Source organism: Polaribacter sp. Z022 (genome assembly GCF_023555495.1).
Lineage (GTDB): Bacteria > Bacteroidota > Bacteroidia > Flavobacteriales > Flavobacteriaceae > Polaribacter.
In genome coordinates, this window is record NZ_JALCZO010000002.1 from 650,832 (window position 1) to 666,934 (window position 16,103).

General features: G+C 26.4%; 17 protein-coding genes. 11 read left to right on the plus strand and 6 right to left on the minus strand.

The window, feature by feature from the left end:
- Positions 1-7: 7 nt before the first annotated feature.
- Complete coding sequence (locus tag MPF13_RS06730) at positions 8-1,165, plus strand: peptidylprolyl isomerase (RefSeq protein WP_249981583.1); 1,158 nt, start codon at positions 8-10, stop codon at positions 1,163-1,165.
- 1 nt (position 1,166) lies between these two features.
- The gene (locus MPF13_RS06735) at positions 1,167-1,727 is read left to right on the plus strand and encodes a phosphatase PAP2 family protein (protein ID WP_249981584.1); all 561 of its coding nucleotides are present in this window, start codon (positions 1,167-1,169) and stop codon (positions 1,725-1,727) included.
- Here MPF13_RS06735 and MPF13_RS06740 read toward each other — a convergent pair.
- Complete coding sequence (locus MPF13_RS06740) at positions 1,720-3,717, minus strand: LTA synthase family protein (protein ID WP_249981585.1); 1,998 nt, start codon at positions 3,715-3,717, stop codon at positions 1,720-1,722. The two genes, MPF13_RS06735 and MPF13_RS06740, sit on opposite strands and share 8 nt — an antisense overlap.
- A gap of 132 nt (positions 3,718-3,849) precedes the next feature.
- Between MPF13_RS06740 and pheT the strand changes: the two genes are divergently transcribed.
- Together pheT and MPF13_RS06750 are read left to right on the plus strand one after the other, a co-directional pair.
- Positions 3,850-6,276: a phenylalanine--tRNA ligase subunit beta gene (gene pheT, locus MPF13_RS06745; protein ID WP_249981586.1), complete on the plus strand. Its 2,427-nt coding sequence runs from the start codon at positions 3,850-3,852 to the stop codon at positions 6,274-6,276.
- Between the two features lie 17 nt (positions 6,277-6,293).
- A complete protein-coding gene (locus tag MPF13_RS06750; RefSeq protein ID WP_249981587.1) occupies positions 6,294-7,445 on the plus strand; it encodes a tetratricopeptide repeat protein in 1,152 nt (383 codons plus the stop codon).
- A gap of 65 nt (positions 7,446-7,510) precedes the next feature.
- Here MPF13_RS06750 and lipA read toward each other — a convergent pair whose 3' ends face one another.
- The 5 genes from lipA to MPF13_RS06775 all read right to left on the minus strand — a co-directional run bounded on the left by lipA (position 7,511) and on the right by MPF13_RS06775 (position 11,604).
- A complete protein-coding gene (lipA, locus tag MPF13_RS06755) occupies positions 7,511-8,380 on the minus strand; it encodes a lipoyl synthase (RefSeq protein WP_249981588.1) in 870 nt (289 codons plus the stop codon).
- Positions 8,381-8,504: 124 nt separating this feature from the next.
- Positions 8,505-9,725 (minus strand): Nramp family divalent metal transporter, encoded by a 1,221-nt coding sequence (locus MPF13_RS06760; RefSeq protein ID WP_249981589.1) that lies wholly within the window; start codon positions 9,723-9,725, stop codon positions 8,505-8,507.
- Between the two features lie 2 nt (positions 9,726-9,727).
- The gene (locus MPF13_RS06765; RefSeq protein WP_249981590.1) at positions 9,728-10,291 is read right to left on the minus strand and encodes an RNA polymerase sigma factor; all 564 of its coding nucleotides are present in this window, start codon (positions 10,289-10,291) and stop codon (positions 9,728-9,730) included.
- The gene (locus MPF13_RS06770) at positions 10,282-11,385 is read right to left on the minus strand and encodes a glycosyltransferase (RefSeq protein WP_249981591.1); all 1,104 of its coding nucleotides are present in this window, start codon (positions 11,383-11,385) and stop codon (positions 10,282-10,284) included. Before MPF13_RS06770 ends, MPF13_RS06765 begins: the two co-directional genes overlap by 10 nt.
- Positions 11,386-11,397: 12 nt before the next feature.
- Entirely contained in the window at positions 11,398-11,604 is a 207-nt protein-coding gene (locus MPF13_RS06775; protein ID WP_249981592.1) for a membrane or secreted protein, read from the minus strand.
- Between the two features lie 141 nt (positions 11,605-11,745).
- On the opposite strand from MPF13_RS06775, the gene aqpZ reads away from it, so the two are divergent.
- From aqpZ to MPF13_RS06810, 7 genes are all read left to right on the plus strand, one after another.
- Complete coding sequence (gene aqpZ / locus MPF13_RS06780) at positions 11,746-12,432, plus strand: aquaporin Z (RefSeq protein WP_249981593.1); 687 nt, start codon at positions 11,746-11,748, stop codon at positions 12,430-12,432.
- An 84-nt stretch (positions 12,433-12,516) separates the two neighbouring features.
- Positions 12,517-13,095: an RNA polymerase sigma factor gene (locus MPF13_RS06785; RefSeq protein ID WP_249981594.1), complete on the plus strand. Its 579-nt coding sequence runs from the start codon at positions 12,517-12,519 to the stop codon at positions 13,093-13,095.
- Between the two features lie 58 nt (positions 13,096-13,153).
- Positions 13,154-13,477, plus strand: a complete 324-nt coding sequence (locus MPF13_RS06790; protein WP_249981595.1) for a hypothetical protein — start codon at positions 13,154-13,156, stop codon at positions 13,475-13,477.
- 5 nt (positions 13,478-13,482) lie between these two features.
- Positions 13,483-13,983, plus strand: a complete 501-nt coding sequence (locus tag MPF13_RS06795) for a hypothetical protein (protein ID WP_249981596.1) — start codon at positions 13,483-13,485, stop codon at positions 13,981-13,983.
- Between the two features lie 64 nt (positions 13,984-14,047).
- On the plus strand, positions 14,048-14,824 hold the full coding sequence (locus MPF13_RS06800) for a YHYH protein (RefSeq protein ID WP_249981597.1): 777 nt from the start codon (positions 14,048-14,050) through the stop codon (positions 14,822-14,824).
- 3 nt (positions 14,825-14,827) lie between these two features.
- Positions 14,828-15,427: a toxin-antitoxin system YwqK family antitoxin gene (locus MPF13_RS06805; RefSeq protein ID WP_249981598.1), complete on the plus strand. Its 600-nt coding sequence runs from the start codon at positions 14,828-14,830 to the stop codon at positions 15,425-15,427.
- A complete protein-coding gene (locus MPF13_RS06810) occupies positions 15,411-16,070 on the plus strand; it encodes an SCO family protein (protein ID WP_249981599.1) in 660 nt (219 codons plus the stop codon). The genes MPF13_RS06805 and MPF13_RS06810 overlap by 17 nt, the downstream gene beginning before the upstream one ends.
- Positions 16,071-16,103 lie beyond the last annotated feature (33 nt).

The window sequence follows — 16,103 nt, forward strand, 5'->3', positions numbered from 1 at the left end:
TTTTTTAATGAAGAATCTAAAATATTTAATAATACTTGTTGTTCTTTTTAATTCTTGTGCACCAGAAAAGTACAAAGGATTAGAAGATGGTGTTTATGCAGAAATTGTTACCAATAAAGGTGATATTTTACTTGAATTATATGCTGAAGATGCACCAATGACAGTGGCTAACTTTATTTCTTTAGTAAAAGGAACAAATAGCAAACTTGTAGATTCTTTAAAAGGAAAAAATTTTTATGAAGGAATTATCTTTCATAGAGTTGTAAATAATTTTGTTATTCAAGGTGGTGGTTTTACTACATCTGGAAGAAAAAATTTAGGTTATGTTTTTGGTGATGAATTTCCTAAAAAGAAAGATGGAGATTTAATGTTTAGACATGATGATAAAGGAATTCTTTCTATGGCAAATGGTGGGCCAACTACTAATAATAGTCAGTTTTTTATAACACATAGAGCTATACCACATTTAGATGGTAAGCATTCTGTATTTGGAAAAACAATAATCAATTCGCTTCAATTAAAAGAATTACAAACAAAATTTAAAGATTCTTTAAAACTTAGCAATGCAATAGATTCTTTAAGAATGGCTGTTGTAAATAAAATTGTACAAAACGATACTATTATAACAGTAAATGTAATTAAGTTAGGTGCTAAAGCTTCTAAATTTAAAGCAGCTAATGTATTTGATGCACAATTGGCAAAGTTTTCTGATACAGAAAAAGAACGAAAAAAAGCAGAGGAAGAAGCTGAAAAAGCGAGATATTCTAAGTATTTAGTAGAAAAAGAAAAGTTTTTTACTAAAATGGATGTTGCCAAAGCAGAAAAAACTTCTTCTGGTCTTCAAATTTTAAAATTGAAAAAAACTTCTGGTAAAAAAATAGTAGATCATAAACCATTAACTATTAATTACACACTTTATACTGCAGATGGTAAAAAGATACAATCTACAACCGATAAAAAAGGAAAACCTTTTATTTGTCAGTTAAACGATGTTAACAGACCAATGATTGCAGGTTTTAAAGAAGGAGTTTTAACAATGAAAGAAGGAGAGAAGGTAAGGTTATTTATACCTTATTATTTAGGTTATGGAGAAGAAAAATACGGACCTTTTCCTGCTAAATCTGATTTGATTTTTGAAATTGAAGTAATAAAAATGGGAAAATAATTTGTTAGAAGATTTAATTCAACTTGATAAAAACATATTAATTTTCCTAAATAATTTAGGAAATGAACAATGGGATCCAATTTGGTTGGTAATAACAAACCAATTATATTGGAGTCCGTTGTTTATTTTTATATTCTACTTAACAATTAAAGCTTTTGGTTGGAAACGTGGTGGTTTCATGATTTTATCAATGATTTTACTAGTTGCTTTTTCAGATCAATTTACAAACTTTATAAAGGACTCTTTTGAGAGATTGCGTCCTAACAATGATCCAGAAATTAAACATTTATTAAGAACTTTAATACAACCTCAAAGTTTTAGTTTTATGTCTGGTCATGCAACAACTTCAACATTTTTTACAGTGTTTGTAGTTTTACTTTTAAAAGACAAATACAAGTATATTTATTTTATACTATTTTGGCCTTTAATATTTGCTTATAGCAGATTGTATTTAGGTGTTCATTTTCCAATAGACATTTTAACAGGAATAATTATTGGAATAATATTCGCAAATATCTACGCTTTCTTATTTAAGAAATTAGATAAGAAACTATTTACTTAGTCTTTTTATTATTGAAGTATAAATACTTTGTTGAATGATAAAATGCATTCAACAAACTATCCATTTTTTTAGTAATTAATGGGTTTTTATCTTTAATATCATTTAAATCTTTTGTGTTTAAATTATATAAAGCTGCAGTTTTATTTATTGTTGTTTTAGAGTAATATAAACTGTCTTGTAGTAAACCTACAGCAGGTTCTCCATTAATTTTTAAATACACAAATGAAGCGTCTTTACCTGGAATAGAATCTAATAAATCATTACCTAAAGTATAGTTAGTATGATTAACTTTAGCTAAACTTGCTATGGTTGGAAAAAGATCTATTAGCTTTCCATTCTTAGAAATGGTTTCATTTTTAACATAATTAGGAGCATGAATAAAGAAAGGAACATGCTGTAATTGTATATTTAAATCGTGCTCTTTTGTAAAGTTTTCTGTTCTTTTCATAGCAGTATTATGATCACCAAAAAAAGCAAATATGGTATTTTCATAATAACCAGCTTTTTTAGCTCTTTCTAAAAACTTACCAATATTAAAATCTAAATATCTTAAAGCATTTAATTGAGCAACAGACTTAAAACCAGCTTTTTCTATTAAACTTTCAGAAATTTCGTTTTCTTGTAATGGTTTAAAGCTTTCTTTTTCATCTGGTACTGTAAAAGGTATATGATTAGAAGCAGTTTGAATATAAGCAATAAAGGGTTTGTCTTTTTTAGATAATATTTCTAATTCTTTATTAGACTCTTTAAATAATTCATAATCATCAATTCCCCATACATCAGCTCTATTTTCGGTTTTATAACTACCTTCTTCAAATATTTTTAAACCATTTATATTAGATTGAAAAATACTTCTAATATTAGCCCAATTTGCACTTCCTCCTAAAAAATATAGCTTTTCATAACCATGAAATTGATCAAAAATAATTCGTTGATCTTGAATTAAAGGATTTCTAGAAGCAGTTCTTACGTTTTCTATATCTGGTAGTCCAGAAACACTTGCAAAAACACTAGCAGCTGTTCCAGATTTATGCACATAAAAATTAGAAAAACTTAAACTTTTTTTAATGATAGAATCCATTTTTGGAGTACTGTTAATAGGGTTTCCATAATAACTCATTGGTTTTACACCAACAGATTCCATCATTACAATTACAATGTTTGGTTTTTTAGTAAAAGTAGTATCAAAAGTAACTTTTCTGTTAAAAGAAACTTTGTTTTTTGGTAAATTTAAATGATCTGCAATAACAGGATAGTATTTGTTAAACTCATCCATATTAACACCTTCACTTCTGTAAGCAAAACTATCAAAGAAATATAATACAGGGTTTAAAGCAAATTGGTTTACAGCATTATTTTTTGAAAAAAAAGCTTGACTCCAACGTAAAGGGTAATGAGTAATACTATTGTAAATTCCGTAAGACAAAAGTAAAACTGTACTAATTAAATAGACCGCTTTTATTTTTTTAGAAATAGTTTTTTTTTGATTTGTATATATATTGTAGATAAATTTTGATAATCTATATGTTAAATAACAAAGAATTAAAAGACCTAATAAGCCTTTGTAAATAGGGTAACTTTCAATTAAAACTTGACTAGAAATTTTTAAATTAGTTAAAAATCGTAAAGAAGAAGCATCTAATCTAATGCTTAAATAATCATAATAACCAAAGTCAAAAAGATAAAATAAAGTAAGCGTTAAGTAAGCAAGAACTAAATATACATTAGCTAATTTCTTATAAAAATTATATTTAAAAAATCTATAATTAACTATTAATATTATACTAGCTAAAGGAAAAAATGTAATTACAGCTAATTTAATATCAAAACGTATACCCAACCAAAAAGCAGTATTTATTTCTGTTGATGAAACCTCATTAAGTTGAGCAAAAAACAGATAAAAAAGTATTCTTAAAATTAAAACATATACAAATAAGAAAAAAACATTTGTAAAAATGTATTTTATATAATTAGGAATTCTTTTCAACATTATAAAAATTTAGAAAACAAAGGTATTTATTTTAGGTTTATATGAAATAAACTTTCGATTTAAAAATAAAAAAAGTGTATAAAAAAGTAGATTTTAATTAAATTTGCAGCTTATAAACTCGAAAAATAGAATATGAAAATTTCATACAATTGGTTACAGCAATTTTTGCAGGTAGATTGGGAACCTGTAAAAACAGGAGAATTGTTAACTGATTTAGGATTAGAGGTAGAAGGAATTGAAACCAAAGAATCTATAAAAGGAAGTTTAAAAGGTGTTGTAGTTGGTAAAGTTTTAACTTGTATTCAGCACCCAAATGCAGATAGATTAAAAGTAACTACTGTAGATTTAGGAACTGGAGAACCTGTACAAATTGTATGTGGAGCACCAAATGTTGATGCAGGTCAAAAAGTACCTGTTGCAACTATTGGAACTACTTTATATGATGATAAAGGAGAAGGTTTTAAAATAAAAAAAGGGAAAATTAGAGGAGAAGTAAGTCATGGAATGATTTGTGCTGAAGACGAATTAGGTTTAGGTAAAGGTCATGATGGTATACTAGTTTTAGATGAAGAACTTGCTGTTGGTACACCAGCTGCAGAAGTTTTTAATATAGAAACAGATTATGTTTTTGAAATTGGATTAACTCCAAATAGATCTGATGCAATGAGCCATTTTGGTGTTGCTAGAGATTTACGTGCTGGATTAATTCAGCAAGAAACTAAATTAGAATTAATATCTCCATCTGTAAGTAATTTTCATGTAGATGAAAGAACTTTACGTTTAGATGTAGAAGTAGAGAATAAAGATTTAGTGCCTCGTTATTGTGGTATTACCATTACTGATGTAGAAGTTAAAGATTCTCCAGAATGGATTCAAAATAGATTAAAAGCTATTGGTTTAGCTCCAAAAAATAACATTGTAGATATTACAAATTATGTTTTACATGAACTAGGACAACCTTTGCATGCTTTTGATGCTCAAAAAATAAAAGGAAACAAAATTCTTGTAAAAACATTAGAAGAAGGTACAAAATTTACAACTTTAGATGAAGTTGAAAGAGAATTATCATCAGAAGATATTATGATTTGTGATGCAGATTCTAACCCTCTTTGTATTGGTGGTGTTTTTGGAGGATTAAAATCTGGAGTTACAGAACATACAACTTCTATCTTTTTAGAAAGCGCATACTTTAATCCTGTTTCTGTTAGAAAAACAGCAAAACGTCATGCACTAAATACTGATGCTTCTTTTCGTTTTGAAAGAGGAATTGATATAAATATGACAGAATATGCTTTAAAAAGAGCTGCTTTGTTAATTGAAGAATATGCAGGTGGTAAATTAGCATCAGATATTTCTGATTTTTATCCAGAAAAAATTGAAGATTTTCAAGTGTTTTTATCTTATGAAAGCGCTTATAGGTTAATAGGACAAGAAATTCCGAAAGAAACTATTAAAAACATTTTAGCTTCTTTAGAAATTAAAATTAATAGTGAAACTAATGGAGGTCTTGGATTAACAATTCCTTCTTATAGAACAGATGTTCAAAGAGAAGCAGATATTATTGAAGAAATTTTAAGAGTTTATGGGTATAATAACATAGAGTTTTCTCATAAATTAAATACATCAATTTCTTTTGACTCTAATAAAGAAACTAAGGTTGAAAATATTATTGCTAATCAATTAACATCTTTAGGTTTTAATGAAACTATGGCAAATTCTTTAACAAAGCCAGAGTATGCATCTTTATCTGAGAATATTAATGAAGAAGCCAATGTAGAAATGTTAAATCCGTTAAGTAACGATTTAAAAGTTTTACGTCAATCTTTATTATTTAGTGGTTTAGAGTCTGTTGCTTATAATATAAATAGAAAAAATAATTCTTTACAGTTTTATGAGTTTGGTAAAACATACCATAAATACAATGAAAAATACGAAGAAAGCAAACACTTAACTTTATTTGTTACAGGAAATAGAACTAAAGAAAGTTGGAGTATAGCTAATAAAACATCAGACTTCTTTTATTTAAAAGGAATTATTACATCTTTATTAAATAGATTAGGAATTGATAAAGTAAAAACATCTCCATCTAAAAATGATGTTTTTTCTGAAGGAATTTCTCTTGGATTAGGTAAAATTAAAGTTGTTGAATTTGGTGTAGTTAAACGTTCTGTTTTAAAAGAATTCGGCATTAAACAAGAAGTTTTATTTGCAGATTTTAATTGGGATACTATTTTAAAACTTGTTGGTAATAAAAACATTAAAGTTAGTGATTTACCAAAGTTTCCTGCAGTAAAAAGAGATTTAGCATTATTATTAGACTCTAAAATTGCATTTAATGAAGTTTATAATTTAGCTTTTCAATCTGAAAGAAAGTTGTTAAAAGATGTAGATTTATTTGATGTTTATGAAGGTAGTAATTTACCAGAAGGTAAAAAATCTTACGCTGTTAGTTTCTTATTACAAGATGAAACAAAAACTTTAGCAGATAAACAGATAGATAAAATTATGCAAAAGTTACAGCAATCTTTTGAAAAGAATTTAGATGCTGTTTTAAGATAAACTTATTTTCCTTTTTTATGAAAAAGATTTTTTTTCTATTAATTTTATTAGTTATCACTTCTTGTGGAAATGACAAAGTAAAAACGAATAAAAAAGAAATTGGTTTTAAAGAAGTAGAAAAACTTGGTTATGATTTACAAGAAGCCTATGTTTATGAAGATATAGAAGGCATTAATTTATTATATGATAAGTATTCTTTAGCTAAGAGATTTTTAATAAAAACATCAAAAAAAAATGTTTTTGAATTTAATAAAGGTTTCTATATTGGTTTTTCTAGAGATTTTAATTTTGGTAAAATCTTAAATGAAGAAAAGAAAAATGGATCTAGTTATGAGTTTGTAAAATTTTATAAAGATGATGATAGTAAATATCATTTATTATTTAGATTTTTCGGAGATAATGGTATAAACTATCATGACCATCTTGTAAATAGTATTAATAATGAAGCTAAAATTATAGATACCTACAATTTTACTTCAGGAGAAAATATTAGTGATTCTTATAGAACTATTTATAAAAGTGCTTTATATGGTAGTAATTTTCTTACAAATGATATAAATAAAAGTAGGTTTGTTAAAGATATGGCTAAACTTAAAAGAATTCAAAAATTAAATTCTTTAGGTAAATATGATAAAGCTTTAAAGTTATATCAATCTATTAGTAATACTTCTAAACAAGAGAAGATTTACAAATTAATCAACATTTCTATTTCAAGTAATATTTCTTTAGAGCAATATGAAAAAGCACTTAAAGATTATGAAGATAAATATCCAAATGACCCAAGTATTCAATTAATATCTATTGATAAATATATTATTAAAAAAGAATATGATAAATCATTAAATGCTATTAATAAATTAGATTCTTTAGTAAAAGGTGATACTTTTTTAAATTACATGAGAGCTAATGTTTATGTTTTGAAAAAAGATTTTACATCAGCTATTGAAAATTATGAATTTATTAAAAGAGAATATCCACAATTTATAGATTCATATGATAGTCTTTTAGCATTATATATAGAAAGAAAAAACAATAATAAAGCTTTAGATATTCTAAAAACTATTAATTCTAATTTCGAAGTTTCAAAAGAAGAGATAAAAACCAATTTAAAACAAAACTATCCAAATTTTTATAGGGTAAAAGAAGTACAACATTGGTTTAATATTTAAGTTTACCAGAAATAAAAAAACCATCTCAAATGAGATGGTTTTTTTATTTAATAATATTTTATTTTTTAAATAGCATGTTTATGCGCTTTGTAAGAAGATCTTACTAAAGCACCACTTTCTACATACATAAAACCTAATTCTAGCCCAAAAGTTTCATATTTTTTAAACTGTTCTGGAGTAATAAATTCTTGAACAGGTAAATGTTTTTTGGTAGGTTGTAAATATTGACCAATTGTTAAAACATCTAAACCAACATTTCTTAAGTCTTTCATAGTTTGTAAAACTTCTTCTTCAGTTTCACCCAAACCAAGCATTATACCACTTTTGGTACGCATACCTTTTTCTTTAAGGTATCTTAATACTTCTAAACTTCTATCGTATTTAGCTTGAATTCTAACTTCTCTAGAGAGTCTTCTTACAGTTTCCATATTATGAGAAACTACTTCAGGATGTACTTCTACAATTCTATCTATTTGTTTTGTGTTTCCTTGAAAATCTGGAATTAAAGTTTCTAAAGTCGTATTAGGGTTAGCTCTACGAATTGCATCTACAGTTTCTGCCCAAATAATAGAACCACCATCTTTTAAATCGTCTCTATCTACAGATGTAATTACAGCATGTTTTATTTTCATTAATTTAATAGAACGTGCAACTTTTTCTGGTTCATCCCATTCTACAGTTTCTGGTCTTCCTGTTTTTACACCACAAAAACCACAAGAACGTGTACAAATATTACCTAATATCATAAAAGTTGCTGTTCCTTCACCCCAGCATTCTCCCATATTAGGACAACTACCACTAGTACAAATTGTATTTAATTTATATTTATCTACTAAACTTCTTAATTCAGTATATTTTTTTCCAACAGGTAACTTTACACGTAACCATTTTGGTTTTTTAGGTTTTTCTGGAAGTATTACAGAATCTAATGCCATTTTCTATTGAATTTGAAATGCAAAGATACAAAGGAAAAAATGAAAATATGTCTTAATAAATTGAAGATAGAACTTTATAAAAAACTTAACTATTTTCTTTAAAATGTTTAAAGTAATTTAAAAATTATAAACTTAGTAAATACCAAATACTAAAACCAATTAAAAATATAATACCAATTATGCTTAAAATTTTTAAAATAATACCAGGTTGATGTTTTTTTGGTGTATGTATTCCTGTAATTAATTTAAAGTTTAAAATTGCATAAAAAGGAGCTGTTAAAAATGATAAAATAGTAGCTATTTTAATAAGAATACCCATATCATCCATAAAGTATTTTAGAATTAAAAAAGTTCCTATAAAAAGAAAAATAATCCAAAACCAATACCCAAATTTTAGTTCTTTATTAACTAATAATTTAGTAGTTCTATTCATAGCTCTTGGTGAAGCATCCATAGTTGTAATAGTTGTACTAAACATGGTTGTAAATGCAGCAATAGCAATAAATATATGAGAAAATTCTCCTAAATTTTTAGTGTATAATTTTATAAGTTGCGAAGCAAATACACCACCTTTATTAGAAAACGTTTCTCCAGATTTATACATTACTAATGCACCTAAAAGTAAAAAACAAATTCCTAAACAGAGTGTACCTATATAACCAATGTTAAAATCGAAAACTGCATCTCTTCTTTTTGTTTTTACAACTGTTGTTTTGTCTTTTTCTACAGACCAAATAGAGTGCCAAATAGAAACATCTAATGGAGCTGGCATCCAGCCTAAAAAAGCAATTAAAAAAGTTAGTTCTACAGTTCCAGATGGTAAAATTTGAGTTACATCAAAAGGACTTTTATTACTAAAAAGGGCAACACAAACTGCAATAATTGTACTAAAAGTTAGGGTTAAAATAATGTACTTCATTAAGTTATCTAACAATTTGTATTTACCAACTACTAAAAAAAGTAAACTTATAAACATTAAAATTGTAGACCATAAAACCAAATCATTTGTAAACCCAAATAGTTGGGAAGCTAAACCTGCTGTTACTATTGTTACTGCAGCTTGTATGGTAAACATGGTTGCAAAATTAAGTATGTAGTAGGCTATTAAAACTCCTTTTCCTAATTTACGATAACCATCTAACAAAGTTTCTCCTGTTGCTGCTGCATAACGTGGTCCAAATTGAAAAAAAGGATATTTAAAAATATGAACCAATAACAAAGCCCAAATTAATCCAAAACCAAATTCTGCTCCAGCTCTTGTACTTTGTACTAAATGAGAAACACCTATAGCTGCTCCTGCAAATAATAATCCAGGACCTAAAGATTGAAGGAAAGATTTTTTCATTTTTAAGATTTCTTAATGATTTCTGCAAGCAGTTTTTTAGCACGTAACAATTTTACCTTTACATTATTCATTGGCTCGTTAATTTGTTCAGCAATTTCTTTATAACTTAATTCTTGGAAATAACGTAACTGAATAACTTCTTGGTATTTAGGTTTTAACTGCTTAATGTCTCTTAATAATTTTGCTAAGTTTTGTTCGGTTATAATTTTATCTTCTGGTGTAGGGCTTTCATCTACAACCAAATAAGCTTGTTCTTCTTGTTCTTTAGAAGTATCTGCAGATATGGATACATTCTTTTTTCGAATTAAATCTATATGAAGATTCTTAGAAATAGTAATCAACCATGTTTTAAAAACATATTTATCATCAAAAGTTTCAATTTTATCAAAAGCTTTAGAAAATGTTTGGATAGTAATATCTTCTGCATCATTTTCACTTTGTGTACGCTTTAATTGATAATTATAAACGTCTGCCCAAAAAACATTTAATAAAAACCTAAATGCAGATTGATTGCCGCTTTTAGCTTTTAAGATGTTTAAGTTAAGTTTAGATTTATCTATTTCCAATGATTTGGTTTTGCTGCCAAATTAGTGATAAATATTGATAAGTGAAATAGTAGAAGCCCAATTTCTAAAAATGGTAAAAAATAAGTTATAATTGGTTCCTTTAATTTTTTAGCAGAAAAACCAATAACTATAAATTGTATGAAATAGTATGATAGAAAAATTGGTAAAATTATTTTCCATGAATAAAAGAAAAATAGAGTAGTAGCTGTTATATAAAAGAAAACCTTACTGATAAAAAACAACGCTAAAAAAAACTGATGTTTAAATTTATAATGATTTGCTGTAGAAATATGTCTTCTTTTTTGTCTAAACCAATCTTTAAAAGATTTAGGAGCTAAGGACTCTGTAAAACTATTTGTTGATGTAGAAATTGTAGTATTTACTTTGTTTGCAGCATCTTGTACAAATAAATCATCATCTCCAGATTTTATATGCATATGATTTATAAAGCCTTTTACATTAAAAAACTCACTTTTTTTATAAGCTAAATTTCTACCAACTGCCATATAAGGTGAACCTAATTTAGCATAACTTAAATATTGAATTGCAGTTAATAAAGTTTCAAACCTAACAAAAATATTAACTAAAGAGTTTTCTTTTTTATATTTTCCATAACCCAAAACAATGGTTTTGTTTTTGGTGAAATTTTGAGACATTTCTTTTATCCAATACTTAGAAACAGGTTTGCAATCTGCATCTGTAAATAAAAGATGCTCATAAGTTGCTGCTTTTATACCAAGTGTAAGTGCATATTTTTTGTTTCCCCAAAAGGCTTCAATATTTTCTACATTAATAATTTTAATTTTAGAATGCTTTTTGGCAAAAGATTCCATGACACTTTCAGTAGCATCTGAAGAAGCATCATTAATTAAAACAATTTCGAAATCTGTATAATCTTGATGTATGATTGAAGGTAAAAACTCTTCAAGGTTTTTCGCTTCGTTTTTAGCACAAATAATTACAGAAATAGGTAATTCTAAAGATTTTTTTTTATCCTTTTTATTACCAAATAAAAAAGTAGAAAATAATAAATAATAAATAATTTGTATAGCTGTAAAAACTACAAAAGAGTAGAAAAGTACAGTTAAAATCATTTAAAAAATAGATTAGTTTTTATGTTCAGGTTCAGCACAAGTATCAAACTGATCTGGAGTTTTACCACAAAACCCACAAGATTCACCAGTTTCATTTAACATCGGGTTTTGGCTAGCACAAGTACCTGCAAATTTACCATCTTTTTTTGCCCAAATTTTAATTGCAATTCCAGCAACAGCAAGAGCTAATAAACCTAAAGTAAGCAGTAATAATTTCATAAAAAATAATTGTAGTACAAAGATACATATTCTTAATTATGTAATTAAAAAAACTAATAAAATTATTTTGTTGTGACTTTTTAAAAAATGCAGTGTCTTAATAGTACTGTAAACTAATTAATTAACTAAAAACTTTACATTATGAAAAAATATTTTGCTGAATTATTTGGAACTTTCTGGCTTGTATTTGGAGGTTGTGGTAGTGCTATTTTTGCTGCAGGATTTCCAGATTTAGGAATTGGTTTTGTTGGTGTTTCTCTTGCATTTGGTTTAACTGTCTTAACTATGGCATATGCAGTTGGTCATATTTCTGGAGGTCATTTTAACCCAGCTGTATCTTTTGGTCTTTGGGCAGGAGGTAAGTTTTCTGGAAAAGAATTAGTTCCTTACATCATAGCACAATTAGTAGGAGCAATGTTGGCTGCTACTTCATTATATTTAATTATTTCTGGTAAATCTGGTTTTGAAACAATTGGTGGTTTTGCTGCAAATGGATATGGTGAATTATCTCCAGATAAATATTCTATGCAAGCTGCATTTATAGCTGAATTTTTATTAACAATGTTCTTTTTGTTAATCATTTTAGGAAGTACTAATGATAGAGCTCCTAAAGGGTTTGCTCCAATTGCTATTGGTTTAGGTTTAACATTAATTCATTTAATTAGCATACCAATTACTAATACATCCGTAAATCCTGCACGTTCTATGAGTCAAGCAATTTTTGCAGGTGGAGAATATCTTACTCAATCTTGGCTATTTTGGGTTGCACCAATTGCAGGAGCTGTTGTAGGAGGAATAATACACAAAGTACTTTTTGATAAAGAATAATATTTGTCCCTAATTCGAAGTGAAATCAGATAAATGTAATGTTTATCTGGTTTTTTTGTAAGTTTACTTTTTTAAAATATCTAATTGAGCGAAGAAAATTTTATAAATCAATTAAGAGCAGGAAAACAAAATGCTTATAGTCAACTTTTAGACGATTATCAGCAAAAAGTTTTTGGTACTTGTATCTCTTTTATTCCTAATAAAGAAGATGCAGAAGATGTTGCCCAAGAAGTTTTTTTAGAGGTTTTTAAATCTATAAATAAGTTTAAAGGAGAGTCAAAACTATCCACTTGGATTTATAGAATTGCTACTAATAAATGTTTAGAATTTATTAGAAAAAAGAATACAAAAAAAAGGTTTGCATTTATGCAAACAATTTTAGGAAATGAAATTCCTTTAGATAAAACAAGTTATTTTACAGAAGTTAATCATCCTGGAATTTTATTAGAAAATAAAGAAAAATCTGCAACCATTTTTAAAGCTATAAATACTTTGCCAGAAAGCCAAAGAGTAGTATTTACTTTAGCAAAAATAGATGGGAAAAGTTATCAAGAAATTGTAGAAATTACAGGTAAAAGTCTTTCTTCTGTAGAGTCAATTATGTTTAGGGCTAAGAAAGGTTTACAGCAAAAATTAGAATATTTTTATAAATCAGAAAATTAGCGCAAGTTTTTTAAATAACTTGCATCTAAACAATTATAAGGTTTTAAGACAAAGTAAAATGAAAAATAAAGAAGTTATAAACCAACAAGTAGAAGATACTTTTAAAGTATTAGATTCTATTGAAGAAGTGAAAGTAAATCATTTTTTTAAGCATAAAGTTTTACAACAAATCAATGTAGAAAAAGCAGAAAAAAAATCTATCTTTTATTGGTTTACACCTAAATTACAATTGGCTACATTATGTATTTTATTGTTATTAAATTTTGGTACTATTTTTTATCTTTTTAATAACTCTGTAGATAATACAAATACAGTATCTGGTATAGATGCTTTTGCACAAGAATATTCATTACAATCAGAAAATAATTCTATTTTAAATTAATTTTTATGAAGACAAAATTACTTCCTATTATATTGTTTTTATTAATTCTGCTAAATGGTTTTTTAATTTTTATGTTGATAAATAAACCTCATGAAAAAAGTGTAGGTCCACCAGAAAAAAGTTTTTTAGCAGAAGAGTTGCAGTTTTCAGAAAAACAAACAGATAAATTTCTAGAATTTGATAGAATTCATAGAGATAACATGATGGAAATACAGCATAATATTAAAGAACAAAAAGATGTTTTATTTAACTTTTTTAAAAAAGAAGATTTTAATTTAGATTCTTTAACCCATAATATAGGTATGTTAGAAGCTAAAAAAGAAACAGAAATTTTCACTTTTTTTAATAAAGTTAGATCTTTATGTACAAAAGAACAAACTATAAAATTTGATAAAATTATTAAAAGTGCATTAAAAGGAGGAGAAAGAGGAAATAGACCTCCAAGAGGTGGAGATAGGAATCGCCCTCCAGGAGATGAAGAAATGCCACCTCCACCACCAAGATAATTTTTTTTATAAATTTTCAAACTATTTAAAATTTTAGAGGTCTAAGAATTAAATATTTAATCTTATGTTGAAAAAAAACCAATTTTTTAGAAGAGCAATTTTTATTTTATACTCAATTATTTTTATAAGTTCTTGTAGTTCTTCTGCAACTATTTCTGAAGAAGAAGTTACAGAATCAACAACTACATCATATAATATTACACCTATTTTAAAAATGTTTGATAATATTGATGCTGTAACATATTCTGTAAATGGAAATACAGTAACTTTTACAACAACAGATTTGCCTAATCATACAAGTCCATATTGGGATATTTCACATCCTTTATATGAAGCCTATACAGGAACAAATTCTAATTGGAGAAAAAACCCAAATTCTATTGGAGAGCAAAATATAACTTTTACAATTTCATTAACACCAAAAGAAGCAGAAATAAAATCAAATACTCCAATGGGACCAATTGGTATTTCTAGAAATGGAGTCGTATTTTTTAATCAATATGCTGCAGGAGGAGCAGCTTTAACAAATGAAATAGATTCTTTTGATCAATGGTTAGGACACCCAGCAGGAACACAATATCATTATCATATAGAGCCAACGTATTTAACACAAGAATTTGGTAAAAGTGCTTTTTTAGGATTACTTTCTGACGGTTTTCCTGTCTATGGTCCAGAAGAAAACGGTTCTACAATTACCTCTTCAGATTTAGATGATTATCATGGTCATACTTCTGCAACTGCAGATTTTCCTGACGGAATATATCATTATCACATAACTTCTGATGCTCCTTATTTAAATGGAAATGGATTTTTTGGAACTGCAGGAACTATAACAAGATAATTTTTGAAGCCTTTTATTTATAGCATATTATTCTTTTATTTTTTTGCTTCTTGTAATTATAAAGATAACAATCAAAGTATTGATATAATTAAAGAAATTAAAATTCCATCAATTACAAAAAATAAGAATGATGTAAATTTTAGTTTAAAAAATGGCATCTTATTTTATGAAAATAAAGTTTATTCTGGTGTAATTAATGATTTTTATGATAATGGAAATATTAAATCTACATCTCAATATTTTGAAGGAAAAAGAGAAGGAAAATATTTTGGTTGGTATTTAAATAAAAATAAAAGTTTTCAACGTTTTTATAAAAATGGAATAAAAACAGGTACTCATTTAGGTTGGTTTAAAGATGGTAGTAAAATGTTTGAATATCAGTTAAATAATAAAGGTGTTTACCATGGATATGTAAAAGATTGGCACCAAAATGGACAAATTGCAAAACATTTTAATTTTATTGACGGAAAAGAAAATGGAAGTCAAAAAATGTGGCAATTAAATGGAAAAATTAGAGCAAATTTTTATACTATAAATAATGAAAGACATGGTTTAATAGGATTAAAAAATTGTGTAAGTGTAATTAATGAAGTTGATAATTAAAATGAAAGCTGTATTCTTTTTTTTGTTTTGCATACTAAGTTTTTCTTGTACAAAAGAAATAGATAAATCTAAGACACTTCCTTTTTACAATTCAGAAGATTTTACTCCAGAATGGATTTCAAAAACTGCTGCTAATTATAATAGAATACATAAAGTAGCACCCTTTAAATTTACAAATCAAAATGGAAAAATTGTAAGTAATAAACATTTTGAAGGTAAAATTTATGTAGCAGATTTTTTCTTTACTACATGCCCTAGTATCTGTCCTATTTTAGCTAAAAACATGAGTAAGTTACAAGAAGAATATAAAAATGATAAGGACATTTTGTTATTGTCTCATTCTGTAATGCCTTGGGTAGATTCTTTAGAAAAAATAAAGAAATATGCCATAGAGAATAATGTAATTGATAATAAATGGCATTTAGTAACTGGAGATAGAGATGAAATTTATAACATAGCAAGAACTTCCTATTTTGCAGATGAAGATTTTAAAAAGACAAAGGATGAAAATGAATTTATACATACAGAAAATTTTGTTTTAATAGATACAAAAGGTAGAATTAGAGGTGTTTATAATGGTACTCTAGCTTTAGATATTAAAAGACTAAAAAGACATATAGAAATATTAAAACAAGAATATTAACTAGGTTAGTTTTTTTTTTTTTTTTTTTTTTTT